This is a genomic window from Streptomyces sp. NPDC020422, assembly GCF_044386705.1.
GTDB lineage: Bacteria > Actinomycetota > Actinomycetes > Streptomycetales > Streptomycetaceae > Streptomyces.
The window spans coordinates 13,390-37,835 of sequence record NZ_JBIRVJ010000017.1 but is presented as its reverse complement, the minus strand read 5'-3'; the positions used below and the strand labels follow the sequence as shown (position 1 = coordinate 37,835).

At 73.4% G+C, this 24,446-nt stretch carries 19 protein-coding genes; 6 read left to right on the top strand and 13 right to left on the bottom strand.

The window, feature by feature from the left end:
* Positions 1-333: 333 nt before the first annotated feature.
* On the bottom strand, positions 334-1,341 hold the full coding sequence (locus ACH414_RS33485; protein ID WP_382549054.1) for a stage II sporulation protein M: 1,008 nt from the start codon (positions 1,339-1,341) through the stop codon (positions 334-336).
* A 120-nt stretch (positions 1,342-1,461) separates the two neighbouring features.
* On the opposite strand from ACH414_RS33485, the gene ACH414_RS33480 reads away from it, so the two are divergent.
* Positions 1,462-2,481: an RDD family protein gene (locus tag ACH414_RS33480; RefSeq protein WP_398944795.1), complete on the top strand. Its 1,020-nt coding sequence runs from the start codon at positions 1,462-1,464 to the stop codon at positions 2,479-2,481.
* A gap of 9 nt (positions 2,482-2,490) precedes the next feature.
* Here the strand turns inward: ACH414_RS33480 and ACH414_RS33475 are convergent, their stop codons facing one another.
* Positions 2,491-3,102 (bottom strand): hypothetical protein, encoded by a 612-nt coding sequence (locus tag ACH414_RS33475; RefSeq protein WP_398944794.1) that lies wholly within the window; start codon positions 3,100-3,102, stop codon positions 2,491-2,493.
* 141 nt (positions 3,103-3,243) lie between these two features.
* Complete coding sequence (gene ahcY / locus ACH414_RS33470; RefSeq protein WP_382549058.1) at positions 3,244-4,698, bottom strand: adenosylhomocysteinase; 1,455 nt, start codon at positions 4,696-4,698, stop codon at positions 3,244-3,246.
* A 405-nt stretch (positions 4,699-5,103) separates the two neighbouring features.
* Between ahcY and ACH414_RS33465 the strand changes: the two genes are divergently transcribed.
* Complete coding sequence (locus tag ACH414_RS33465; RefSeq protein ID WP_398944792.1) at positions 5,104-7,284, top strand: fructose-specific PTS transporter subunit EIIC; 2,181 nt, start codon at positions 5,104-5,106, stop codon at positions 7,282-7,284.
* Between the two features lie 142 nt (positions 7,285-7,426).
* Here the strand turns inward: ACH414_RS33465 and ACH414_RS33460 are convergent, their stop codons facing one another.
* From ACH414_RS33460 to ACH414_RS33435, 6 genes are all read right to left on the bottom strand, one after another.
* Positions 7,427-8,362 (bottom strand): cation diffusion facilitator family transporter, encoded by a 936-nt coding sequence (locus ACH414_RS33460; protein WP_382549060.1) that lies wholly within the window; start codon positions 8,360-8,362, stop codon positions 7,427-7,429.
* 81 nt (positions 8,363-8,443) lie between these two features.
* A complete protein-coding gene (manA, locus tag ACH414_RS33455) occupies positions 8,444-9,595 on the bottom strand; it encodes a mannose-6-phosphate isomerase, class I (RefSeq protein WP_391770448.1) in 1,152 nt (383 codons plus the stop codon).
* Positions 9,596-9,743: 148 nt separating this feature from the next.
* Complete coding sequence (locus tag ACH414_RS33450; protein ID WP_382549064.1) at positions 9,744-11,027, bottom strand: SIS domain-containing protein; 1,284 nt, start codon at positions 11,025-11,027, stop codon at positions 9,744-9,746.
* 71 nt (positions 11,028-11,098) lie between these two features.
* On the bottom strand, positions 11,099-11,305 hold the full coding sequence (locus tag ACH414_RS33445) for a Trm112 family protein (RefSeq protein ID WP_386570555.1): 207 nt from the start codon (positions 11,303-11,305) through the stop codon (positions 11,099-11,101).
* 381 nt (positions 11,306-11,686) lie between these two features.
* Positions 11,687-13,048: a phosphomannomutase/phosphoglucomutase gene (locus tag ACH414_RS33440; protein WP_398944790.1), complete on the bottom strand. Its 1,362-nt coding sequence runs from the start codon at positions 13,046-13,048 to the stop codon at positions 11,687-11,689.
* Positions 13,049-13,138: 90 nt separating this feature from the next.
* Positions 13,139-13,570, bottom strand: coding sequence for a DUF3499 domain-containing protein (locus tag ACH414_RS33435; RefSeq protein WP_132919336.1), 432 nt, complete (start codon positions 13,568-13,570; stop codon positions 13,139-13,141).
* A 316-nt stretch (positions 13,571-13,886) separates the two neighbouring features.
* On the opposite strand from ACH414_RS33435, the gene ACH414_RS33430 reads away from it, so the two are divergent.
* Positions 13,887-14,315, top strand: a complete 429-nt coding sequence (locus ACH414_RS33430) for a metallopeptidase family protein (RefSeq protein WP_382549104.1) — start codon at positions 13,887-13,889, stop codon at positions 14,313-14,315.
* A gap of 72 nt (positions 14,316-14,387) precedes the next feature.
* On the opposite strand, the gene ACH414_RS33425 is transcribed toward ACH414_RS33430, so the two are convergent.
* The 3 genes from ACH414_RS33425 to ACH414_RS33415 all read right to left on the bottom strand — a co-directional run bounded on the left by ACH414_RS33425 (position 14,388) and on the right by ACH414_RS33415 (position 19,961).
* Positions 14,388-15,920 (bottom strand): DUF5719 family protein, encoded by a 1,533-nt coding sequence (locus ACH414_RS33425; RefSeq protein WP_398944788.1) that lies wholly within the window; start codon positions 15,918-15,920, stop codon positions 14,388-14,390.
* Complete coding sequence (locus ACH414_RS33420; protein ID WP_398944786.1) at positions 15,917-19,531, bottom strand: glycosyltransferase; 3,615 nt, start codon at positions 19,529-19,531, stop codon at positions 15,917-15,919. Before ACH414_RS33420 ends, ACH414_RS33425 begins: the two co-directional genes overlap by 4 nt.
* 166 nt (positions 19,532-19,697) lie before the next feature.
* The gene (locus tag ACH414_RS33415) at positions 19,698-19,961 is read right to left on the bottom strand and encodes a WhiB family transcriptional regulator (protein WP_382549074.1); all 264 of its coding nucleotides are present in this window, start codon (positions 19,959-19,961) and stop codon (positions 19,698-19,700) included.
* Positions 19,962-20,639: 678 nt separating this feature from the next.
* On the opposite strand from ACH414_RS33415, the gene ACH414_RS33410 reads away from it, so the two are divergent.
* From ACH414_RS33410 to ACH414_RS33400, 3 genes are read left to right on the top strand one after another with little or no spacing between them, the layout of a single operon-like run.
* Complete coding sequence (locus ACH414_RS33410; protein WP_382549076.1) at positions 20,640-21,155, top strand: cysteine dioxygenase; 516 nt, start codon at positions 20,640-20,642, stop codon at positions 21,153-21,155.
* 13 nt (positions 21,156-21,168) lie between these two features.
* On the top strand, positions 21,169-22,122 hold the full coding sequence (gene cofD, locus ACH414_RS33405) for a 2-phospho-L-lactate transferase (protein ID WP_382549078.1): 954 nt from the start codon (positions 21,169-21,171) through the stop codon (positions 22,120-22,122).
* Entirely contained in the window at positions 22,119-23,432 is a 1,314-nt protein-coding gene (locus ACH414_RS33400) for a coenzyme F420-0:L-glutamate ligase (RefSeq protein ID WP_386570548.1), read from the top strand. Before cofD ends, ACH414_RS33400 begins: the two co-directional genes overlap by 4 nt.
* Before the next feature lie 19 nt (positions 23,433-23,451).
* Here ACH414_RS33400 and ACH414_RS33395 read toward each other — a convergent pair whose 3' ends face one another.
* Entirely contained in the window at positions 23,452-24,408 is a 957-nt protein-coding gene (locus tag ACH414_RS33395; RefSeq protein WP_382549081.1) for a DNA-3-methyladenine glycosylase family protein, read from the bottom strand.
* Between the last annotated feature and the right edge of the window lie 38 nt (positions 24,409-24,446).

Below are 24,446 nucleotides of genomic sequence, written 5' to 3'. Positions count from 1 at the left end.
GACTCTATCAGATCTTTCCGATCCGATTTCCTCGGTGCTTTCCGGTCCCTTTCGCTTTTGCTTGGGGGCCTTTCAGCGGCTCCGACTTTATCAGATTCATTTCCGTCGACCTAAACGGCGACTTCGTGATCCAGATAAGGAATCGGGGTGGCTCCATCGTCGGAGATTCCGACCGGAGCGAGAGAGAGTCTAACTTGTCGGCCCTGAGCTTGTCCAACTCCAGGCAACCGTTTGAATCTACCTCCCCACGCCATCCGTGTCAACGGTTTTTGTGGGCGAGGAGGACAGTAGCAGGTCAGCGGGTTGATCCGCACATCGGCGGGGCTGGGTGGGTCAGGCCGCCGTCGGCAGTTCGGCACTGCGGTCGGCCTTCTCGACGTCGCCCGTCTCGCCGGCTCGGGCGGCGCGGCCGCCGAGGATGTAGACGTACGCGAGAAATGCCAGCTCAGCGACGATGCCGATGGCGATTCGGGCCCAGGTCGGCAGACCCGACGGGGTCACGAAGCCCTCGATGAGACCCGAGACGAAGAGGACCAGGGCCAGGCCGATGGCCATGCCGACGGCCGCGCGGCCCTGTTGGGCGAGGGCGGCGCGGCGCGTGGTCGGGCCGGGGTCGATCAGGGTCCAGCCGAGGCGGAGGCCCGTCCCCGCGGCGACGAAGACCGCGGTCAGTTCGAGGAGGCCGTGCGGCAGGACCAGGCCGAGGAAGACGTCGAGGCGGCCCGCTCCGGCCATCAGGCCTATGCCGACCCCGAGGTTCAGCATGTTCATGAACAGGATCCACAGGACGGGGATCCCGAGGAACGCGCCGAGGACCAGGCAGGTCGCGGCGGCCTGCGCGTTGTTCGTCCAGACCTGGGCGGCGAAGGACGCCGCCGGGTGGCTGGAGTAGTAGGTCTCGTACTGGCCTCCGGGGCGGGTCATCTCCCGCAGTTCGGCCGGGGCGCCGATCGCGGCCTGCACCTCGGGGTGCGTACCGATCCACCAGCCGATGAGCGCCGCGATCAGGGTCGAGACGAGTGCGGTCGGCACCCACCAGTGGCGCGAGCGGTAGACCGCGGCCGGGAAGCCGGCCGTCAGGAAGGTGACCGCGTCGCGCCAGGAGGAGCGGCGGGTGCCGGTGACGGTGGCGCGGGCGCGGGCCACGAGCTGGGTGAGGCGGCCCGTCAGCATCGGGTCCGGGGCGCTGGACTGGATGAGGGAGAGGTGGGTGGCCGTGCGCTGGTAGAGGGCGACGAGCTCGTCGGCCTCGGCGCCCGTGAGCCGGCGGCCCCTGCGCAGGAGGTGGTCGAGGCGGTCCCACTCGGCTCGGTGTGCGGTGACGAAGACGTCGAGGTCCATGTTCGGCTGCTGCTCCAGGCACTGGGTGCGTACGGGTCCGTACTACTGCGGCGCGCTGCTGGTCAGCTTGGCAGACTGGCGTTCGGACGGGGTTCGGCAGGTCGACGAAGGGCGGGCGGCGTGAGCGGGGTCGTGACGGGGGATGCCGTCGTACTGGGGTTGCAGCCGGCGCGGCTGCCGAGCCGGGCGTTGGCCCTGCTCATCGACCTCGTCGTGGTGTGGGCCGCGTATCTGCTGATCAGCCTCGGTCTCGCGCTGGCGACGGCTTCGCTGGACGAGGCCGCGGCGATGGCGCTGTCCATCGTCTCCTTCCTGCTGATACTCGTCGGTGCGCCGATAGCCGTGGAGACGCTGTCGCACGGGCGGTCGCTGGGAAAGCTGGCCTGCGGGCTGCGGGTGGTGCGGGACGACGGCGGGCCGATCCGGTTCCGGCACGCGTTGATGCGCGGGGCGATGGGGGTCGTCGAGATCCTCATGACCTTCGGGGTCGTCGCCTGCATCGCCTCGCTGGTGTCGGAGCGGGGGCGCCGGATCGGGGACGTCTTCGCGGGGACGCTCGTCGTGCGGGAGCGGGTCGCCTCCGCGCCGAACGCGGCGGTGCCGCCTCCCCCGCCGTGGCTCGTCGGGCGCTTCACGGAACTCGACCTGTCCGCCGTGCCGGACGGGCTGTGGCTGGAGATACGGCAGTACCTGACGCGGATGGGGCAGCTGGACCCCGCGATCGGGCAGCGGCTGGCCGAGCGGCTCGCGGACGAGCTCGTCGCACGGACGGGGACGCCTCCACCGCCGGGGGTGCCCGCGGCCGCGTATCTCGCGGGCGTCGTCGCCGAACGGCAGGCGCGGGACGCCCGGCGGGCTTTCGTGACGGCGGCGGCAGTGCCCGGGGCGGGGACGGGGGCCGTGGCTGGAGCCGTGGCTGGGGCGGGGGCGTTCCCGGTCCCTTCGGCTTCGGCTTCGGGTGCGGCTTCGGGTTCGGGCTCGGTTCCGGGTTCGATTCCGGGCTCGGGTGCGGCTTCGGCGGCTGCGTCCGCGCCCACGTCTGCGTCCGGGGCGGCGTCCGGCTCTGCGCCCGCCTCGGCTTCGACCCCTCCGGACCGGCCCGCCGCGCCACCCGCCACCGGGTTCGCGCCTCCCGCCTGATTCGGGGCCTCAGAAGACCGACGGCGGGGTGTCCAGGTCCTCGAGTTCGATGCCGGGGGCCGAGAGGACCACGTCGCCGGCGAGGTGGACGGTGTGCCGCTCCCCCGTGTCGAGGGCGCTGACCTGGTACTCGTCCACCGTCAGGGGGCCGTTGTCAGTGGTGTGCGCTTCACTCTTCACCAGGGCCCAGGACTGGTCGACCGTCAGGGGGGCGAGCACGGGATCCGTGAAGGCGACGAGCCGGACGCGGGTCTCCGGGGAATCGGGGGTGAGGCGCAGGAGTCGGGAGATCGCGACGAGGAACGCCGGGGACGTGCCGGTGAAGGCGTGGGCGCGCACATTGCCTTCGGTGGCGTGGGTCCCGGTGGGGTCGGTACGGACCCAGGTGACGCCGTCGACGGCGGCGGCGCGGACCTGCCAGTCCGCCGAGTGGAGTTCGAGCCGGATGGGGCGGCCCAGTTCGTCGATGGCCAGGTCGACGGAGCCGGCGGGGTCGCCGGAGGGGGTGGTGGTCCGTGAGACGTAGCGCCAGCCGGAGGGACCGGGCGCGCAGTTGAAGTGCTCTTCGCCGAGGGGGGTGTGATCGTGCGGGTCATGGAGCGAATAACGGCCGCGGGGCATGGGTCCTCGGGGTGCTTCCTGGAGCTGTGGGCCGGGTGAGACGAGGCAGGCCCCCGACACGGGGGTGCGGGGGCCTGCCTGCTGTTCTACGGGTGTGCCGGGCGCCCGGGCGTCAGTGCGCGGACGCCGGGCGCCGGTACATCAGTAGCGGTAGTGGTCCGGCTTGTACGGGCCCTCGACCTGGACGCCGATGTAGGCGGCCTGCTCGGGGCGGAGGGTCGTGAGCTTGACGCCCAGGGCGTCCAGGTGGAGGCGGGCGACCTTCTCGTCCAGGTGCTTGGGGAGCACGTAGACGTCGGTCGGGTACTCCTCCGGCTTGGTGAAGAGCTCGATCTGGGCCAGGGTCTGGTCCGCGAAGGAGTTCGACATCACGAAGGACGGGTGGCCCGTCGCGTTGCCCAGGTTGAGCAGACGGCCCTCGGACAGCACGATCAGGACCTTGCCGTCGGGGAAGGTCCAGGTGTGGACCTGCGGCTTGACCTCGTCCTTCACGATGCCGGGGACCTTGGCCAGGCCGGCCATGTCGATCTCGTTGTCGAAGTGGCCGATGTTGCCGACGATCGCCTGGTGCTTCATCTTGGCCATGTCCGAGGCCATGATGATGTCCTTGTTGCCGGTCGTGGTGATGAAGATGTCGGCGGTCTCGACGACGTCGTCCAGGGTCGCGACCTGGTAGCCGTCCATCGCGGCCTGGAGGGCGCAGATCGGGTCGATCTCGGTGACGATGACGCGGGCACCCTGGCCGCGCAGGGACTCGGCGCAGCCCTTGCCGACGTCGCCGTAGCCGAAGACCACGGCGGTCTTGCCGCCGATGAGGACGTCGGTGGCCCGGTTGATGCCGTCGATCAGGGAGTGGCGGCAGCCGTACTTGTTGTCGAACTTCGACTTGGTCACGGCGTCGTTCACGTTGATCGCCGGGAAGAGCAGGGAGCCGGCCTGCTGCATCTCGTAGAGGCGGTGGACACCGGTGGTGGTCTCCTCCGTCACGCCGCGGATCTCGGAGGCGAGCTGGGTCCACTTCTGCGGGTTCTCGCCGAGGGTGCGGTTGAGGAGGGTCAGGATGTGCCCGTACTCCTCGCTGTCCGCGGTGGAGGGGTCCGGGGCGGAGCCGGCCTTCTCGAACTCGACGCCCTTGTGGACGAGGAGGGTGGCGTCACCGCCGTCGTCCAGGATCATGTTCGGGCCGCCGGTGGGCGTGTTCGGCCAGGTGAGGGCCTGCTCGGTGCACCACCAGTACTCCTCCAGGGTCTCGCCCTTCCAGGCGAAGACCGGGACGCCCTGGGGGTTCTCCGGGGTGCCGTTCGGGCCGACGGCGATGGCCGCGGCGGCGTGGTCCTGGGTGGAGAAGATGTTGCAGGAGGCCCAGCGGACCTCGGCGCCGAGGGCGACGAGGGTCTCGATGAGGACGGCGGTCTGCACGGTCATGTGCAGGGAGCCGGTGATGCGGGCGCCGGCCAGCGGCTGCTGCTCGGCGTACTCGCGGCGGATCGACATCAGGCCGGGCATCTCGTGCTCGGCGAGGGTGATCTCCTTGCGGCCGAAGGCGGCCAGGGAGAGGTCGGCGACCTTGAAGTCCTGCTTGGCGACAGTCGTCATGACTGGAGCTGCTCCTCGTGGATCGGGTTCGAGGGGTCGAGTGGGCACCTGGCACCGCGGCGGTGGTGCGACGCGGGCATAGGAATGCCCGGGTGCTCCCGCGGTGCAGTCGTCGGAGGCCCTCTCTCCCTCGGCCGGTCCATGCGTGGACCGCCCGACCGCCATCAGCAGCGACGTCTGGCTGGTCACGAATCTACACCGATCGGCGCAGTGACCCACAGTCCACCCCGGACCGGGATTCGGCCGGATCCAGGCTCGACAAGGGCTCGACAAAGGGTCCAGTGGCCTACGGATTCAGGGCCTTACGGACTTTTGACCGCGTTGTCGGGCGGGGGACGATGCTCGGGAATCCGGAGCGACGAGGGTCCGGAGCAAGCGTGAGGAGAAGCGCGTGAGGAAGAGCTCGTGACCAGTCCTGCGGGTGAGCAGCGCAAGCCGAAGCTGCTCGCGGTGACCGCGTGTCCGACGGGTATCGCCCACACCTATATGGCGGCCGAGAAGCTGGCGCAGGCCGCGGAGGCGCTCGGTGTGGGGATGAAGGTGGAGACCCAGGGGTCGATCGGGGCCGAGAACGTTCTGTCTGACAACGATGTCAGGGAGGCGGACGGGATCATCATCGCCGCCGACAAGGACGTGGACCGCAGCCGCTTCGCCGGCAAGCGGGTCCTCGCGGTCGGGGTCGCCGAGGGGATCCGGCATCCTGAGCGCCTCATCGAGCGGGTCCGTACGGCGCCCGTCCAGGGCGGCGACGGGGACGGACACGGGGGCGGCGCCGGTGCGGCCGGCGGGGGTGAGCACGCGGACGGGGCGGCGAGCGGCGGCAAGGAGCGGAGCCTCGCGTACAAGGCGCTGATGAACGGCGTCTCGTACATGATCCCGTTCGTCGTCGTGGGCGGGCTGCTGATCGCGATCTCGCTGGCCCTCGGTGGCCATGCGACGCCCGAGGGGCTCGTCATCCCGAAGGACTCCTTCTGGATGGACGTCAACAACATCGGGGTCATCGGCTTCAAGCTGATGGTGCCGGTGCTGTCCGGGTACATCGCCTACGCCATCGGCGACCGGCCCGCGCTCGTGCCCGGCATGATCGGCGGCTGGATCGCCAACGACGGCTCGCTCTACCACTCCGAGGCGGGCGCGGGCTTCATCGGAGCGATCGTGACCGGCTTCCTCGCCGGCTATCTGGTGCTGTGGATCAAGAAGGTCCGGGTGCCGAGGTTCGTCCAGCCGATCATGCCGATCATCGTGATCCCGATCGTCGCCACGACCGCGCTCGGGCTCTTCTTCGTCTACGTGATCGGGCAACCCATCTCGTGGGTCTTCGAGCATCTGACGAGCTGGCTCGGCGGGATGACCGGGACCAGCGCGATCCTGCTGGGGGCGATCCTCGGCCTGATGATCGCGTTCGACATGGGCGGGCCCGTCAACAAGACGGCGTTCCTCTTCGGCGCCGGACTCATCGCGACCGGCAACCAGACCGTCATGGGCATGTGTGCCGCTGCCATCCCCGTGATGCCGCTCGGCCAGGGCCTGGCGACGCTCCTGCGCCGCAAGCTCTACACCGAGCAGGAGCGGGAGACCGGCATGGCCTCGCTCTTCATGGGGATGTTCGGCATCTCGGAGGGCGCGATACCGTTCGCCGCCGCCCGGCCCGCGCAGGTGATCCCCGCGAACATGCTGGGCGGCGCGGTCGCCGGAGCGCTCGCGGGGCTCGCCGGGGTGACGGACGCCGTGCCGCACGGCGGGCCGATCGTCGCCGCGCTCGGAGCGGTCGGCGGGGTGCCGATGTTCTTCCTCGCGGTCGCCGCCGGCACGGTCGTCACCGCGCTCACCACCAACGCGCTCATCGACATCCGGGAGCGGCGGAACCGCGGGGGCGGGGGCGCGCTCGTTCCCGCCTCGGCGCCGGCCGCCGCGCCCACCCCCGCGGTGGCCGCCGTGCCTGCCGTGGCGGCCAGGCCCGCCGTAGCCACCGTGCCTGCCGTGGCCGCCGTGCCTGCTGTTGCCGCGGACGCTCCCGGTGCCGGTAACGTGGCCGCGCCCGTGGCGGAGCCCGCGCTCGTCGGGGCCGGGGCGGCGGGTGCCGCGGGCGTTCCCGTACGGACCGGGGGCGGCAGCGGCAGCGGTGCCGGTGAGGTCCTGTCGGGGTATCTGACCGCGCGGACCGTGAAGGTGCGTCTCGACGCCGGGGACAAGGACGCGGCCATCCGCGAGATGGCCGGACTGCTCGCGGGCACCGGCAAGGTCGCCGATCCGGAGGCGCTCGTACGGGCCGCCTTCGCACGGGAGGGCCAGGGCACGACCGGGCTCGGCGAGCAGATTGCCATCCCGCACGCCAAGACGGACGCGGTCACCGCACCGGTCGTCGGCTTCGCCCGGTCGCCCGAGGGCGTGGAGTGGGGCTCGCTCGACGGGACGAAGGCGCGGCTGATCTTCATGATCGCGGTGCCGGAGGCGGCCGCCGGGGACGAGCACCTGCGGATCCTGGCGCTGCTCTCCCGGAAGCTGATGGACGCGGACTTCCGTGAGCGGCTGCTGGGGGCGTCCGACGAGGACGGGATCCTGCGGTTGCTCGGCGAGATCCGGTAGGGCGCCGTACCCGAACCCGAACCCGAACCCGAACCCGAACCCGTACCCGTCCCCAAACCCGTACCGATCGGCGCGGCGCGCCACGCGAGGAGGCCCCGGACCTGCAGGGCAGGTCCGGGGCCTCGTCGCTTCGCGGTGTGGGTCAGGCGTCCTTCGCCGTGGCCGCCTTCTCGCTGTAGATGTCCGGCTCCAGGTAGATGACCCGGGCGATCGGGACGGCGGTGCGGATGCGCTCCTCGGCCGCGTCGATCGCCTGGGCGACCTCGGCGGCGGAGTCGCTCCGCGGGACGCCGATCTTGGCCGCGACGAGCAGCTCCTCCGGGCCGAGGTGGAGCGTGCGCATGTGGATCAGGCGGGTGACGGTGCGGCCGTCGACGATGGCCGTCTCGATCTTCTTCACCTCGTCGATGCCGGCGGCCTCGCCCAGGAGCAGCGACTTGGTCTCGGCGGCGAGCACGATCGCGATGCCGACGAGCAGCACACCGATGCAGACGGTGCCGATGCCGTCCCAGACGCCGTTGCCGGTCAGCAGGGCCAGGCCGACGCCGCCGAGGGCGAGGACCAGACCGACGAGTGCGCCGAGGTCCTCCAGGAGGACGACCGGCAGCTCGGGGGCCTTCGCACGGCGCACGAACTCCTTCCAGGACAGGTTGCCCCGGATCTGGTTCGACTCCTTGATCGCGGTGCGGAAGGAGAAGGACTCCGCGATGATCGCGAAGACGAGGACGCCGACCGGCCAGTACCAGGCCTCGATCGGGTGCGGGTGCTTGATCTTCTCGTAGCCCTCGTAGATGGCGAACATGCCGCCGACGGAGAAGAGCACGATGGAGACGAGGAAGGCGTAGATGTACCGCTCGCGGCCGTAGCCGAAGGGGTGCTGCGGGGTGGCCTGGCGCTGGGCGCGCTTGCCGCCCAGCAGCAGCAGGCCCTGGTTGCCGGAGTCGGCGAGGGAGTGGACGGCTTCGGCGAGCATCGAGGACGAGCCGCTGAAGAGGAACGCCACGAACTTGGCTGCGGCGATCGCGAGGTTGGCGGCGAGGGCCGCCACGATCGCCTTGGTTCCGCCTGACGCGCTCATGGGTCTACGTGTTCCCTTCGTCGGTGCTACGGCCTGCGGCGCTGGTGCCCTACTGCCGTCCTTCGGCCGGTCATTGTCGCATCAGGCCACGACGGTGGCGCGGAAGAGCGTTCCCGTACCGGACAGTTCGGTCGTTTCGCCTGCCGGTACGAAGACGGATTCGCCCTGTGCCAGGGGCGTTCCGCCGACGGAGGGACGGCCGGCCGCCGCGAGGAGGATCTGCGGCGTGTCGACGGTGAGGTCGGTGGGGGCGGCGCCCTCGGCCCGGACGAAGCGGGAGAGGCGGAACTCGTCGATCGGGGTGTCGTAGACCTCCTCGCCCGACGGCGAGGCCTCCGGGCGCAGGATGCCCGGGTCCATCGGCTCGAAGCGGACCACGCGCAGGAGTTCGGTGACGTCGACGTGCTTGGGGGTGAGGCCGCAGCGCAGCACGTTGTCGGAGTTGGCCATGATCTCGACACCGAGGCCGTCGAGGTAGGCGTGCGGCACTCCGGCGCCGAGGAAGAGGGCCTCGCCGGGCTGCAGGGTCACCGGGTTGAGCAGCATCGCCGCGATGACGCCGGGGTCGTTCGGGTAGTGGTGGGCGATCTGGGCGTACGGGGCGTGGGCACCGCCGAGGCGGGCCGCGGCGGCCGCCGCCTCGGCGACGGTGTGCGCCATCTCGGCGCGGTCGGCGGTGAGCAGCGCCGTGAGGACCTCGCGCAGGGCGGCCTCCACCGGGTGGGCGTGGAGGAGGTCGACGTACGGCTTGAGGGAGTCCACGCCGAGCGCGGCGATGGTGTCGGCGGCCTCGACGGGGTCGCGGAAGCCGCACAGCCCGTGGAACGGGGTGAGCGCGCAGATGAGTTCGGGCTTGTGGTTGGCGTCTTTGTAGTTGCGCTCGGGAGCGTCGAGGCGGATGCCCGCGGCCTCCTCGGCGGCGAAGCCCTCCCGCGCCTGGGCGAGGTCGGGGTGGACCTGGAGGGAGAGCGGGGCGCCGGCGGCGAGGATCTTGAACAGGAACGGCAGCCGCGGACCGAACTTCTCGACGGCCGCGGGGCCGAGTTCGCGTACGGGATCGGCGTCGATGACCTCGTTCAGGGGACCGCGGCCGGTGCGCGACGGGGCGCCGGGGTGGGCGCCCATCCACAACTCGGCCTGGGGCTCGCCGGTGGGTGCGACCCCGAGCAGCTCCGGGATGGCCGTCGTGGACCCCCAGGCGTAGGGGCGGACGGTGTTGGCGAGGCGGTCCATGGGGCTTCCAGCTCTTTTCAGTGCGGTGGGTGCGGATGGACGTGGGGGCCTGGGGGTGTGGGGGCGGTTGTGGGGGCCTGGTGGCGGGGGTCCCGGGAGGTGTGGGGTCGGGGGGCTTGCGTGGGGGCGCGGCCTTCGGTGGGGTGGTTCAGCGGGAAGCCAGGCCCGCCGAGGCCAGCGACAGGTACACCGCGGCGAAGTCGGTCACCGCGAGGAGCTCGGCGAGGCTCTCCAGCGCGCTGCCCTCGTCCGGTTCCAGCTCGCTGATGGCCGTGCCGTGGCTGAGCGCCAGCTCGCGGGCGGCCGGGGCGGCGCTGAGGGCGCCCGTCACCGGGTCCACGGGGCTCTCGGGGCCGGAGGGCGCGGTGGGGCTGTCGGGGCCCGCGGGGGCGGGGCGGCCCTGGCTGCCGTCCGGGTCGTCCGCACCGGCCGGGTTCCTCGCGGGCATGCCGCCGCGGCCCGTCGGGCGGTCGCGGAGCAGCACCACCCGGGCGCGCAGGGCCTGCTGCTCCTCCACCCGGTCCCGGAAGAAGTCGTCGGGGTCGGCGTTCGCCGCGTAGTCGCCGGTCAGCAGGACGCCGTGGGCCGGCAGCGCCTCCGGGAGCTCGGCGGCGAGGGCCGGCAGTCCCGCCAGTTCGGCGAGCACGGCGGCGAAGCGGCGGCCGGCCGGGCCCGCGGCCTCGCCCTCCGTCCAGATCAGCGGGAGCGAGTCGGCGAGCTCGGCGGCCAGGGTCTTGGCCGGGTTGCCGTACGTGGCGATGGCCGGGCCGCAGCGTTCCGCCGTGCGGTCCAGGCGGTCGGCCACCTGCTCCAGGGCCTCCGGCGGGGCCTCGACGAGGCCGACGCGGTCGAGGAGGGCGAGGAGCGGGGTGAACAGGGCCCACAGGGCGCCCGGGCTCGCGGCGAGCGTCTCGCCGTACTCCGGGACCGTCTCGTGCGGCGCCATCGCCATGGGGACGAGCAGCCCGTGGGAGCGGCCGAGGGACTCGGCGAGCGGGGAGGACTTCGGGGCGACGGCGACGACGGTGATGCCGCGGCGGTACGCCTGCTCGGCGAGGAGCGCGAGGCCCGGCTCGGAGCCGTCGGCCGTCGGGATCAGCAGCAGGTCCACCGAGCCGGCCCAGCCGGGCAGGGACCAGCGCAGGGCGCCGGCGGCGGGGGCCACGCCGGTCGGGGCGAGCCGGATGACCGGGGCCGCGGCGCCGGCCAGGGCGCCGACCAGGTCGGCGACGCCCGCGGCGGCGGTGCCGGGGCCCGCGACGAGGACGGCCCGCGGGCGGCCCTCGGGGCGGAGCTCCGCGATGCCGGCCTCGGCGGCGTGCCGCGCCGCGGTCCGTACCCGGGCTCCGGCCTCCGCGGCGCCGCGGAGCAGGCCGCGGCGGTCGGCGAGGGCGAGGGCTTCCGGTGCGTCGAGGAGTGTCTCGTCGAGCATGGGGGCGGGCCTCCGGTCGTCGGGGCGGGACCGGCCGTCCGGCCGGCGTGGTCTTCCCTCGCTGGCGCGGGTTACGCGGGGCGGCGCGCCTCGTCGACCAGCAGGACCGGGATGCCGTCGCGGACCGGGTAGGCGAGACCGCAGTCGGCGGAGGTGCAGACGAGCTCCGGGGTCTGCGCGGTCTCGTTCTCGGCCTCGGCCTGGGCCGTCCGGTCGTCGAGGGGGGCGTGGCAGGCCGGGCAGGCCAGGATCTCCAGGAGGCCGGCTTCGAGCGGCATGTGTGGTCCCTTCGGTGCGGACGGTCGGGCCAGGTCAGCCTACCGCCGGGGCGTGGGTGGCGCCGCCGCCACGTTGGGGGGCGGGGGTGGCGGGGCGGGGGACGGGGAGGGACGTCCGGGGGAACGGCGCGTGGTGCTTGGGGAGCGGCCACCCGAAACGGGAGCCGCCCCCGGCCGCGTGCGGGTGCGACGCGGTCGGGGGCGGGGTACCGGCGACGGGCGCGGAAGCCTGGGCCCGGCGGCGGGCGCCGTCCGTTGCGCCCCCGTTCCGCCCGGGGCTCCCGTTCCGCCCGGGGCTCCCGGGGCCCAGGAGCAGACCCAAGGCCCAGGCGGCAGGCCCGAGGCCCCAGAGCAGGCCCGTGGCGGCTCCGCCCCCGCGCGTTACGCCCGGACCAGCGCCAGCACCTCGTCGCGGAGCTTCTGCATCGTCTGCTCGTCCCGGGCCTCGATGTTGAGGCGGAGGAGGGGTTCCGTGTTGGAGGCGCGGAGGTTGAACCACCAGTCGGCGCTGGTGACCGTCAGGCCGTCCAGGTCGTCGAGGGTGACGCCCTCCTGGTCCGTGTACGCGGCGCGCACCGCGGCCAGGCGGTCCGCCTGGTCGGCGACCGTGGAGTTGATCTCGCCGGAGGAGGCGTAGCGGTCGTAGGCGGCGACCAGGGCGGAGAGCGGGCCGTCCTGGCCGCCGAGGGCCGCGAGGACGTGGAGCGCGGCGAGCATGCCCGTGTCCGCGTTCCAGAAGTCCTTGAAGTAGTAGTGCGCCGAGTGCTCGCCGCCGAAGATCGCGCCGGTCTTCGCCATCTCCTCCTTGATGAAGGAGTGGCCCACCCGGGTGCGGACCGGGGTGCCGCCGTTCTCGCGGACGACCTCGGGGACCGACCAGGAGGTGATCAGGTTGTGGATGATCGTGCCGCCCGGCGTCTTCGCGAGCTCGCGGGCCGCCACGAGCGCCGTGATGGCGGACGGGGAGACCGGGTCGCCGTTCTCGTCGACGACGAAGCAGCGGTCGGCGTCGCCGTCGAAGGCGAGGCCGAGGTCGGCGCCCTCGGCGCGGACGCGGGCCTGGAGGTCGACGATGTTCTTCGGGTCGAGCGGGTTGGCCTCGTGGTTCGGGAAGGTGCCGTCCAGCTCGAAGTACATCGGGACGACGTCCAGCGGGAGGCCGTCGAAGACGGTCGGGACGGTGTGGCCGCCCATGCCGTTGCCCGCGTCCACCACGACCGTCAGGGGGCGGATCGCGGAGAGGTCGACGAGGGAGAGGAGGTGGGCCGCGTAGTCGGCGAGCGTCTCGCGCTCGGTGATGGTGCCCTCGGTGGCGGCCGGCTCCGGCGCGCCCTCGTCCGACCAGCGCTCCGCGAGCTCGCGGATCTCGCTCAGGCCGGTGTCCTGGCCGACCGGGGCGGCGCCCGCGCGGCAGAGCTTGATGCCGTTGTACTGGGCCGGGTTGTGCGAGGCGGTGAACATGGCGCCGGGCAGGTTCAGCGCGCCGGACGCGTAGTACAGCTGGTCCGTGGAGCACAGGCCGATGAGGGTGACGTCCGCCCCCTGGCGGGCCGCGCCGCGGGCGAACGCGGCGGACAGGCCCGGCGAGGAGGGGCGCATGTCGTGGCCGATGACGATCGCGTCGGCGCCCACCACCCGTACGAACGCGGCTCCGAAGAGCTCGGCGAGCGCCTCGTCCCACTGATCCGGCACCACCCCGCGGACGTCGTACGCCTTCACGATCTGCGACAGGTCAGCAGCCACGGATCATCCCTCCTGAAGTCTCGGCAGCCACGTACGCGCGGAATGCGGCGCGCGTCCGGAGCGCCCAAACTACCCGGGAAGGGACCTTGATCAGTTTTCGGGGGAGCGCAGGACCCTGAGGTGACCCCTACGGCCTACCTCCATCGGGTCGCCACCGCGTCCGCCGCCCTTGCCGCCGGCCTCGGCCGCGCGTTCCTGGGGGCGGGCCGCCTCGCGCACCGCGTTGGCGAGGGCTTCGAGGTCGTCGCCGCTGGGACGGGCGGGGGCGGAGCCGTCGGAGAGCCGCACGACCTCCCAGCCGCGCGGGGCGGTGAGGCGCTCGCTGTGCTCGGCGCACAGGTCGTAGCAGTGGGGCTCGGCGTAGGTGGCGAGCGGGCCGAGGACCGCAGTCGAGTCGGCATAGACGTACGTCAGTGTCGCGACGGCAGGGCGGCCGCACGCGGTGCGCGAACAGCGACGTACAGGGCTCACGACGTTGGACGGTACCGCACTCTTGAGCGGGCCGCGACGACTCTCCCCCAGGTCACTCCACCGTGTCGTGGTGTGACGTCCGCCACGGCAGGGGTGGGGGCAGTGGTTCTGACCTGCGGGAGGGGCCGGGTACGGGGGTGGCCGCGCGATGCGATCCGGACATCGGATGGCGGTAATTCGGTCAACGACGGCCAGATGGCCGATCCCGGGAGCCCCGGAAATCGAGCGCTCGGCTGACCGGAACGGTCGTCTCCCGACAACCGGGGCGGGCGCGGGGCGGGCGTCCCGGAGCGGCGGACCGCTCCGGGGAAGGTCGCGGAACACCGGAGAGAGTTACGCTGCGTCAGTGACCGAACCCACCAGCAGCATGGACAGTCCCGCGCCGCGCGTGCGGCGCCGTGACCGGCACGGCCGGGGCATGCGGGGGCCGGTGGCGCCGCCGCAGGTCCCGTTGTCCGCGAGCCGGGCGGACACCTTCCGCGATCTGGTGCTGGACTCGGTGGAGCGCCTGGAGCGGCGCTGGCCGCAGCTGGCGGACGTGGAGTTCCTGGTGATGGAGGTCCCCCCACCGGTCTCCGGCGAGACGGTGGTGCCGCTGGGCGGATCGGTCGCGGCGGGGAAGGGCGATCCCGCGCGGGTCGTCGTCTACCGCCGCCCGGTCGAGATCCGCTCCAAGAGCCGCGAGGAGCGCGCCCTGCTGGTCCACGAGGTGGTCGTCGAGCAGGTCGCCGACCTGCTCGGCCTCTCCCCCGAGTCCGTCGATCCGCGGTACGGGCAGGACGACGAGCAGGACTGAGCGGGCGGGCCCGGGACCACCCGTACGGGACGGCCGTTCACCCCTACGGGAGCGGGAGGTCCCGGGCGCCGCTCAGTCGTCCAGGACCGACAGGTCCTGGCGGGCCGCCGGGACCTCGACGGTGCTGCGGTCGTCGTTGAAGGTCTGGATCGTGAACATCGGGATGCCGTCGCGCGGCAGCTCCAGCGTCCGCGAGGCGTGCACGGGGCCGCCCGAGAGGTGCTCGACGGTGAGCGCGTAGGTGCCCTTGAGGCCCTCGGGGACGGGCGGGGTCAGGCTGGTGGTCGTGCCCGCCTTGACCGTGACCGTCTTGCTGACCGGGGTGCCGCCCTGGCTGCCCGCGGAGGCGGTGATCCGGACCTCGGCGGTGGCGCCGGGGGCGGTCAGCGCGAGGGTGGAGCCCTTGGCGCGGTTGTCGGCGACGGTCGCGCGGCCCTCGACGGCGGCGGCGGCCGGGATGAAGGCGACCTCCTGCTTCTCGCCCTTGCCCCGCACCACCTGGAGCGCGGCCACGACGGGCGTGGCCTTCTTCGGGTCGACCGGGGTCAGCAGGAGCGAGCCGGGCTCGCCGCGCATGAGGTCCTTGAGGTCGACGGCCGCGGTCATGCCCGACTTCACGTGCAGGGCGTCCGCGCTGGCCGGGACGATGGTGCCGGTCGGGGTGACCAGCTGGATCTTCAGGTCGGCGTCGTCGTCGCCCGGGGCGAAGGCCACCAGGCGCACGGAGCTCGCGTCGGCCGGGATGCCGGGCAGGACGGCGGTGCCCGCCGGGTCGGCGGAGGCCGGCAGCCAGTCGCTGCCGAGCTTGTCGTCGGCCGCGCCGAGGACGGCGCCGACGCGGCCGCTGCGGGTGGTCACATGGACCGTGACGTCCTGCTGCGCCGGGTCGCCGGTGAGGGTGGAGAGCAGCACCGGGACGCTGGAGTGCGCGGGGACCGGGATGCCCTCGGTGATCTGGGACTTCAGGGCGCCCTCGGGGCCGTACAGCTCGATGTCGGCGACGGCGGCGCTGTCGTCCGGGTTGGTGAGGTGCACGTAGTCCTGGCGCTGCTTCGCGGTGGAGGCGGCCGGGAACCAGAAGTCGGTGTCGGGGGCGGCGCAGCCGGTGCCGAGCAGGCCGCGGGAGCCGCCGGCCGGGTTGAGCGTGGTCTGCTGGACGGTCCAGCCGGGGGCGAGGGTGCCGGTGGCGGTGCCGGTCAGGGCGGGGACGGTCGCGCCGTCGGCCTCGGCGGTGACGGGGGTGCCGGGCTTCGACACGGTCGCGGGGGCCTTGGGCGCCTTGGGCTTCTTGGCGGGCGTCTCGCCGGGGGTGGCGGCCGCGGCGGCCGGCGTCAGCTCGGCGTGCGCGGTCTTCGCCCCGCCGGTGCCGGTCTCGCTCGTCTGCCCCTTGCCGGTCGAGGCGGGGGTGTACGAGGTGTAGGTGGTCTCGGCCACCTCCGACCGGCTGGGCGAGGGGCAGAGCAGGCTGACGCGCTCCACCGGCAGCCGGGCGGGCGCCTGGGCGGTGGCGGTCGCGGAGCCGTCGGGGGCGGTCAGGGCGGCGACGCCGGTGACGGCGGCGAGGGCGGTGGCGACCGCGATCAGGGAGAGGGTGGTGCGCTTCACTGGTTGCTGCTCCCGTCGGGACGCTGCCCGTAGCCGTACGGGTCATAGGGGTCGTACGGCTGCTGCTGCTGGTCGTAGCCGTGCTCGTAGCCGGTGGGCTGCGGCTGCTGCCCGTACGGGTCGTAAGCCTGCTGCTCGCCGTAGTACTGGGGCTGGGCGTACGGGTCGTAGGTGTACTGCTCCTGGGGCGCCTGCTGTTCCTGGTGCCCCTGCTGCTCCTGGTAGTAGCCCTGCTGGGGCGCGGCGGCGTACTGGCCGTCCCACTCCGGCTGCTGCTCGTACGTGGGCTGTGCCGGTACGGGTGCGGCCGCGGGTTCCTCGCCGGGCTCCGGCTGCCGGCCGGCGGCCTGCGCCTCGGCCTCGGCCTCCGCCGCGGCGCGCAGCCGGCGGGCGCGGCGGCCGTCGCCCTCGGCCGCGGGGGCGGGGATGGCGAGCTCCTCCTCGGGGAGGTCGTCGTCGATGTCGCGGCGACGGCCGGGGAGGGCGAGCACGAGCAGGACGACGGCGAGGCCGACCTGCGTCCAGATCCACACGGTGTGGGTGAGCGGCTCCTCGAAGGTGAGGTCGAGGCGGCCGCCGTCGGCGGGGAGCTCGAAGCCCTGGGCCCAGCCGTCGACGGTGGTGGGCGTGAGCTCCTTGCCGTCGAGGGTGGCGGTCCAGCCCTCGTCGGCGCGGTCGGCGATGCGCAGGACGCGGCCCGCGGGTCCGGCCGGGAGGTCGGTGTGGGCCTCGACGGGGCCGGCGGCGACGGTCACGGGGGCGGCCGCGTCGGTCCGGCCGGCGGCCTTGGCGCCGCCGGGGACGACGGTGATCCGGGCGACCTCGCGGTCGACCCGCCACAGGGCGCTGCCGTCGAGCTGGCTGAGCCGGGACAGGCCCGGGGTGGCGTCGAGGACGCGGCTCATGGAGCGCGGCGCGCCGTCCCGTACGAGGACGTAGCGGATCGCGAAGCCGCTGAGCTCCTGGGTCTGGTCGGCGCCGGAGCCGGCCACGAGGTGGGCGACGACCTCGTCGAGGCGCGGGTCGCCGCCGCCGGCCGTGGCGAGTTCGGCGTCGCCGAGGCGGCCGCCGGAGCCGCGGACCAGGGTGTAGTCGACCCGGCCGGGCGCGCCGCCGCCGAGGACGAGGGTGCGGGCCTGGTCGCGGGTGCCGCTCTCCTCGGCGACGAAGGCGGGGACCTGGACCGGGTCGCGGCGGGTGAGCGGGCCGTCGGCGCCGCCGATCATCCAGCCGGCCGCGGCGACGAGGGGGCCGAGGGCGCAGGCGAGGGCGATGAGGGCGGCGACGGGCTGGCGCCAGCCGAAGCCGTGGGCGGCGACGCGGGTGCGGCCGCCCTCGGCTCCGATCATGCCGGCGGCGAGCAGGGCGGCGCCGTAGACGAGGGTGGCGGGGCCGGCCCAGCCGGTGCCGTCGGTGCCGTTGGTGAGGACGGCGAAGAGGATTCCGGCGAGGGCGGCGGCCCAGGCGGCGCGCACCGCGAAGGCGCGCTCCTCGCGCAGCAGGGCGCCGAGGGCGGCGAGGACGAGGCCGATGAGGACGAGGCCGCCGGTGGTGCCGGGGCCGCCGGGGCTGGTGCCGAGCAGGTCGAGGGCGGAGGCCGGGTCCGTGCGCAGGTCGAGGCCGGCCTCGCGCAGCAGGGCGGAGGGGCTGGTCAGCAGGGAGAGCGACCAGGGGGCCAGGACCAGGACGGGGGTGCCGACGGCGGCGAGGAAGCGCAGTCCGTACGCGGTGATGTCGTCGCGGCGCAGGACGAGCACGCCGATGCCGAGGAGGACGGCGAGCGGCCACACGACCGGGGTGAACGCCATCGCGAAGGTGAGCAGGAAGGTGTACGCCCAGGTGGCGCGCCAGCTGCCGCGTTCCGTGCGGCCCAGGCCGTGGGCGGCGACGGCGGCGCGGGCGATGAGCGGGAGCAGGATCGCGAGGACGGCGGTGCCGAGCCGGCCGGTGGCGAGGGCGCCGGTGGCCGCGGGCAGGAAGGCGTAGGCGACGGCGCCCCAGGCGCGCAGCAGCCGGGATTCGACGATGCCGCGGGAGGCGAAGTAGGCGGTGAAGCCGGCCAGCGGGACGGAGCAGACGAGCAGCAGGGTCAGCGCGAAGGAGGTCGAGCCGAGGAAGAGCGCGGAGAGCGCGGCCAGGACGGCGAGGTAGGGCGGGGCGGTCTGGGTGCCGCCGCTGCCGAAGGCGTGCCAGGTGTCGGCGTAGCGCGACCAGAGTCCGGAGACGGTGTCGGGGGCGGGCAGCAGGGCGCCGCCGGCCAGGGAGCCGCCGCCGAAGAGGCCGCGGCAGGCGACCACGGAGACGAGGAGCAGGACGGCGAAGAGGACCGGTCCGGGCTTGCCGGCGATCTTCTTCAGGCGGGCGAACTGCTCGATCTCCATGAAGTCGGCGTCGTCGCCGCCGGGGCCCGACTCGACGGCGCCGTGCCGGGAGCCGGAGTCGGCGTCGTCCCCGCCGAAGTGGGAGGCGAACTGTTCGGCCGTGGCGCGGATGGTGGCGCCGGGCGGCGGGAACAGCGGGCGCAGTTCGCTCGCGGGGACGGCCGGGTTCTTGCGCCGCTTGCGGGCCGCGAGGATCTTCTCGGGGCGCAGCAGGGTGGCGAGGAGGCCCATCACCTCGTCGACGGCCTGTCCCGGTGCCTTGCCGACGAGGTAGCCGAGGGTGCGCAGCAGGGTGCCGACGACGAGCCGGACGAGGACGTACGGCAGGGCGCGGCCGGGGGTGTTGGCGAGGAGGGTGTAGACGGCGCCGGCCTTGTCGACGCGGTGCGGGTCGGCGGCCGTGCGTCCGGCGCAGTCGACGGTGCGGCGCTCGCGGGCGGAGGCCTCGGCGTGCCGCAGGACGGCGTTTGGGGCGACGAGCACGCGGTGGCCGGCGGCGTGGGCGCGCCAGCACAGGTCGACGTCGTCGCGCATGAGGGGCAGGCGCCGGTCGAAGCCGCCGAGCTCCTCGAAGACGTCGCGGCGGATGAGCATGCCGGCGCTGGAGACGGAGAGCACGGAGCGGATCTGGTCGTGCTGGCCCTGGTCCTGCTCGCGGCGGTCGAGGCCAGTCCAGCGGCGGCCGCTGCGGGCGATGGAGACGCCGGCTTCGAGGAGCTGCTTCCTGTCGTACCAGCCGCGCAGCTTGGGGCCGATGACGGCGGCGTACGCGTCGGAGTCGGCGACGCGCAGGAGTTCGGCGAGGGCGCCGGGCTCGGGTGCGCAGTCGTCGTGGAGCAGCCAGAGCCACTGGACGGGCTCGCCGTGCGGGAGTTCGGGCAGCTCGTAGGCCTCGTCCTGCCAGGTCCTGGTGACCGGGTCCCAGCCGCTGGGGCGCTTCAGGTACGGGAGTTCCTCGGGTCCGAGTACGGGCGCGGTGCGCGTGGCCTCCTCGACGGCGGCGCCGAATCCGGTGCGGCGGGCGAGGTGGAGGACGCGGTCGGGGCCGATGGCGTCGGCGAGGAGCTGCGCGGAGTCGTCGGCGCTGCCGGTGTCGGCGGCGACGACGTTCTGGACGGGGCGCTCCTGCGCGAGCAGCCCGGCGAGGGCGTCCGGCAGCCAGCGGGCGCCGTCGTGGGCGACGAGCACGGCGGTGACGACGTGTCGCGGAAACTCAGGAGTTGAGGACATCGAGCTACGGGCCCTCCGGCCGGGGGTCGCCCGCGAGGGGCGTGGGTGCGGTGCGTCTCGGACGGAGGCCCACACTAACGGCTGGGAGCACAACGGTCCGCCGCCTGTGGACAGAGCACAGGGTGCGGACCGTTCGTTGTGTGGTTGTTTGCGCGTGTGGCCGGATTCAGACCGCGGCCTTCTTCAGACGGCGGCGTTCGCGCTCGGAGAGGCCGCCCCAGATGCCGAAGCGCTCGTCGTTCTGCAGCGCGTATTCGAGGCACTCGGAGCGGACCTCGCAGGCGAGGCAGACCTTCTTGGCCTCGCGCGTCGAGCCGCCCTTCTCGGGAAAGAAGGACTCGGGGTCGGTCTGGGCGCACAGCGCGCGCTCCTGCCAGCCGAGTTCCTCGTCCGCGTCCTCGACCAGCAGTTCCTGGAACGTCTCGGTCATGTGCGCCCCTCGTCCGTCTGTGCTTCCCCGTGGTGTTGCCGCCGCCACTTTCCGGCCGAACGACACGAGTGAAATTACAAGTTCGTGCTCTGTGCGAGTCAAGCCGAGATCTGCTATTGGGCCTCGTATTCACTCTGCGGAACCAAGCGTATGCGGAAAGTGTTCAAATCACCAAAAAACGTGACACATACCACCGGCTTGGCCGTACCGTCACACCTCTACCGAGAGAGACGTCCGAAACTTGGATCTTGTTGCGATCCAGCCACGGAAGCGATCCGGATCACAGTCTGATCACGGGATCCGACCACCGTGTTTACGGAGACGGTTGCTGCGCGATGTCTCCTGGTCACGCTGTGCACAAACCTTTCTCCGGGCACTGTAACCGGATGAGGTGAAACATTGCCCCCAAATCGGGCATTGAGTTGACAGTCGGGTGTCCCTCCCGCCACTTTGGTGGCATGCCAGCGATCGCCGCAGCGCCCTCCGCGACCCACGCCCGTGGGTTCCGCCGCGCTGTCCAGGCGCGCTGTTGCTGTTGCTGTCCCAGCTGTTGACGCGCGCGTCCCACCGCAGCGCTCCGGCATCCTCATCCGCGGCTCCGCCGCAGCTCCTCCGTCACTCCGCGTGACTCCCCTCATCGCGACACCCCAGCACTTCTGCCGAGGAACCACCGCACCCATGAACATGGACAGCGACCTTCAGATCGCCGGCGACATCCTTGAGGTCCCGCACCTCCTGCAGCCCGCCCGCGAGCACCCCGCCACCGTGGCCGAGTTCGCCGGTCTCGCCCGCGAGATCGCCGCCGACCGCGCCCAGTGGGCCCCCTATGTCGAGTACGACGCCACCACCCGCTGGTACCACCGGCTGCGCACCGGCCCCGGCTACGAGATCTGGCTGCTCTCCTGGCTGCCCGGGCAGGGCAGCGGCGTGCACGACCACGGTCCGTCCTCCGGCGTGCTGACCGTTCTGCAGGGCGACCTGACAGAGCGTACGGATCTCGGGGTACGAACCCTCCACGGCGGCGAGCAGCGGGTGTTCGCCCCCGGGTACGTCCACGAGGTCGTCAACGACTCCCTGGAACCGGCCGTCAGCCTGCACGTCTACTACCCGGGCCTCACCGAGATGCCGATGCACGAGTCGCTGAGCTCACAGTGCAGCCCCGCCCCTCTGGCCTCCGGAGCCGTACCCGCCTGACAGACTGCTGTGCATGCGCATTGTGGTTCTGGCCGGTGGCATCGGTGGTGCCCGCTTCCTTCGCGGCCTCAAGCAGGCCGCGCCCGACGCGGAGATCACGGTCGTCGGCAACACCGGTGACGACATCCATCTCTTCGGCCTCAAGGTCTGCCCCGACCTCGACACGGTGATGTACACCCTCGGCGGTGGCATCGACGAGGAACAGGGATGGGGCCGCGAGGACGAGTCCTTCACCGTGAAGGAGGAGCTGGCGGCGTACGGGGTCGGGCCCGAGTGGTTCGGCCTCGGCGACCGGGACTTCGCCACCCACATCGTCCGCACCCAGATGCTGGGCGCCGGCTATCCGCTGAGCGCCGTCACCGAGGCGCTGTGCGAGCGCTGGCAGCCCGGCGTCCGGCTGCTGCCGATGTCCGACGACCGGGTCGAGACGCACGTCGCCATCGAGGTCGACGGCGAGCAGCGGGCCGTGCACTTCCAGGAGTACTGGGTGAAGCTCCGCGCCTCCGTGGACGCGCGGGCCGTCGTGCCGGTCGGCGCCGAGCAGGCGAAGCCCGCGCCGGGCGTCCTGGAGGCCATCGCCGAAGCCGACGTCATCCTCTTCCCGCCGTCCAACCCGGTCGTGTCCGTCGGCACGATCCTCGCCGTCCCCGGCATCCGCGAGGCCGTGGCCGCCGCGCCCGCACCGGTGGTCGGCCTCTCCCCCATCGTCGGCGACGCGCCCGTGCGCGGGATGGCCGACAAGGTGCTCGCGGCGGTCGGCGTGGAGTCCACGGCGGCGGCCGTCGCCCGGCACTACGGCTCCGAGCTCGTCGACGGCTGGCTCGTCGACACGGTCGACGCGGGCACGGTCGCGGACGTCGAGGCGGCGGGCATCCGCTGCCGGGCGGTGCCGCTGATGATGACGGACCCGGACGCGACGGCCGCGATGGCGCGCGAGGCGCTGGCGCTCGCGGCGGAGGTCCGGTGAGCACACGGGACGCCGCCGCCCGGTACGAGGTGTGGGCGCTCGACGGGCTGCCCGAGGTCGCGCCCGGTGACGACGTCGCCAAGCTGATCGCCTCCGTGTCGCCCGGGCTGCTCGACGGGGACGTCCTCGTCGTCACCTCGAAGATCGTGAGCAAGGCCGAGGGCCGGGTGATCGCCGCCGACGACCGGGAGGAGGCGATCGACGCCGAGACCGTACGGGTCGTCGCACGGCGCGGTGCCCTTCGCATCGTCGAGAACCGGCAGGGCCTCGTGATGGCCGCCGCCGGTGTCGACGCCTCCAACACCCCTGCCGGAACGGTGCTGTTGCTGCCCGAGGACCCGGACGCCTCGGCCCGCCGGATCCGCGAGGGGCTGCGCGAGGCGCTGGGCGTCGAGGTCGGGGTGATCGTCACCGACACCTTCGGGCGGCCCTGGCGCAGCGGACTCACCGACGTCGCCATCGGCGCGGCCGGGGTGCGGGTCCTGGACGACCTGCGGGGCGTGACCGACTCCCACGGCAACGAGCTGAACGTGACCGTCGTCGCCACCGGTGACGAACTGGCCGCCGCCGGCGACCTGGTGAAGGGCAAGGCGACCGGCCGGCCCGTCGCCGTGGTCCGCGGTCTGCCGCACCTCGTCGCCGGTGACGAGGAGCCGGGCGCCCGGGCGCTGGTGCGCAACGCCGCCGACGACATGTTCCGGCTCGGCACCTCGGAGGCGGTCCGGGAGGCGGTGACGCTGCGCCGCACCGTCCGGGAGTTCACCGACGACCCGGTCGACCCGGGGGCGGTCCGGCGGGCCGTCGCCGCCGCCGTCACGGCGCCCGCCCCGCACCACACCACCCCGTGGCGCTTCGTGCTGCTGGAGTCCGCCGCCTCGCGGCTGCGGCTGCTGGACGCGATGCGGGACGCGTGGGTCGCGGACCTGCGGGCCGACGGCCGGTCCGAGGAGTCCATCGCCAAGCGGGTCCGCCGCGGCGACGTGCTGCGCCACGCGCCCTATCTGATCGTGCCGTGCCTGGTCATGGACGGCGCCCACCACTACGGGGACGCGCGCCGGGACGCCGCCGAGCGGGAGATGTTCGTGGTCGCCGCGGGCGCGGGCGTGCAGAACCTGCTGGTCGCCCTGGCCGGTGAGCGGCTCGGCTCGGCGTGGGTGTCCTCGACGATGTTCTGCCGGGACGTCGTACGGGAGGTGCTGGAGCTGCCGCGGGACTGGGACCCGATGGGCGCGGTCGCCGTCGGCCGCCCGGCGGCGCCGGCGAAGGAGCGCCCGGCCCGGCAGGCCGGCTCCTTCGTCGAGGTGCGCTAGCCCCCCCCTGGGCACGCCCTCACAGGTGCCTGATGTCGCCGGGCGTCATCCGTGGCGCCCGGCGGGGCGGGACCCGGCCGCTCAGCAGGATCAGCCGGGCGGCCCGGTGGCGCTGACCCTCGTAGGGGGCCAGCAGCTCCAGCATCGCCGCGTCGTCCGCGGTGCGGTCGCCCGCGAGGGCCCAGCCGACGATGCCGGGGAGGTGGAGGTCGCCCGTGGTGACCTCGTCGGGGGCGCCGTTGCTGCGCTGGATCGTCTCCGCGGAGGTCCAGGGGCCGATGCCCGGGATCAGTTCGAGGCGTTTGCGGGCCTCGGACGGGGTCATCCGCGCGGCCTCCTCCATGCGGGCGGCGACGCGGGCGGCGCGCACGATGGTGGCCGAGCGCTTGCCGTCGACGTTGGCGCGGTGCCATTCCCAGGACGGGATGGCCGCCCAGGCGCGGGCGTCGGGCATCACGTACATGCCGTCCGGGGCGGGGCCGGGGGCGGGCTCGCCGTACTTCCGCACCAGCAGGCGCCAGGAGCGGTAGGCCTCGTCCGTCGTCACCTTCTGCTCCAGGACGGACGGGATCAGCGACTCCATCACCAGGCCGGTGCGGGTCAGGCGAAGGCCGCGGCGGGCGCGGTGGGTGACGGCGAGGAGCTTGTGGCGGGGGACGAAGGCGTCCGGGTCGTCGTCGGCGCCGAGCAGCCCCGGGAGCCGCTCGATCAGCCACGGACCGCCCGGGCCCCATGCCTCGGCCCGCGGCCGCCCCGCCTCGATCCGCACCCGGAGGGTCCCGGCGCCGTCCGGGGTGCGGCTGGCACGCCAGACGGAGCCGTCCGGGGTGACGCGGAAGGTGGGGTCGGCGGGGCCGCGGCGGAGCGGGCCGAGCGTGAGACCGAGGTCGAGGGGGGCCTCGACGGGGCGGGGTACGGGGACGTGGCCGCCGCGCACCGTGGTGCGGGTGGACTCGGGTGGGAAGCGGCCTGCCATGCGTACGAGCGTATCCGGGCGCGCCGCCGGCGGGCCCG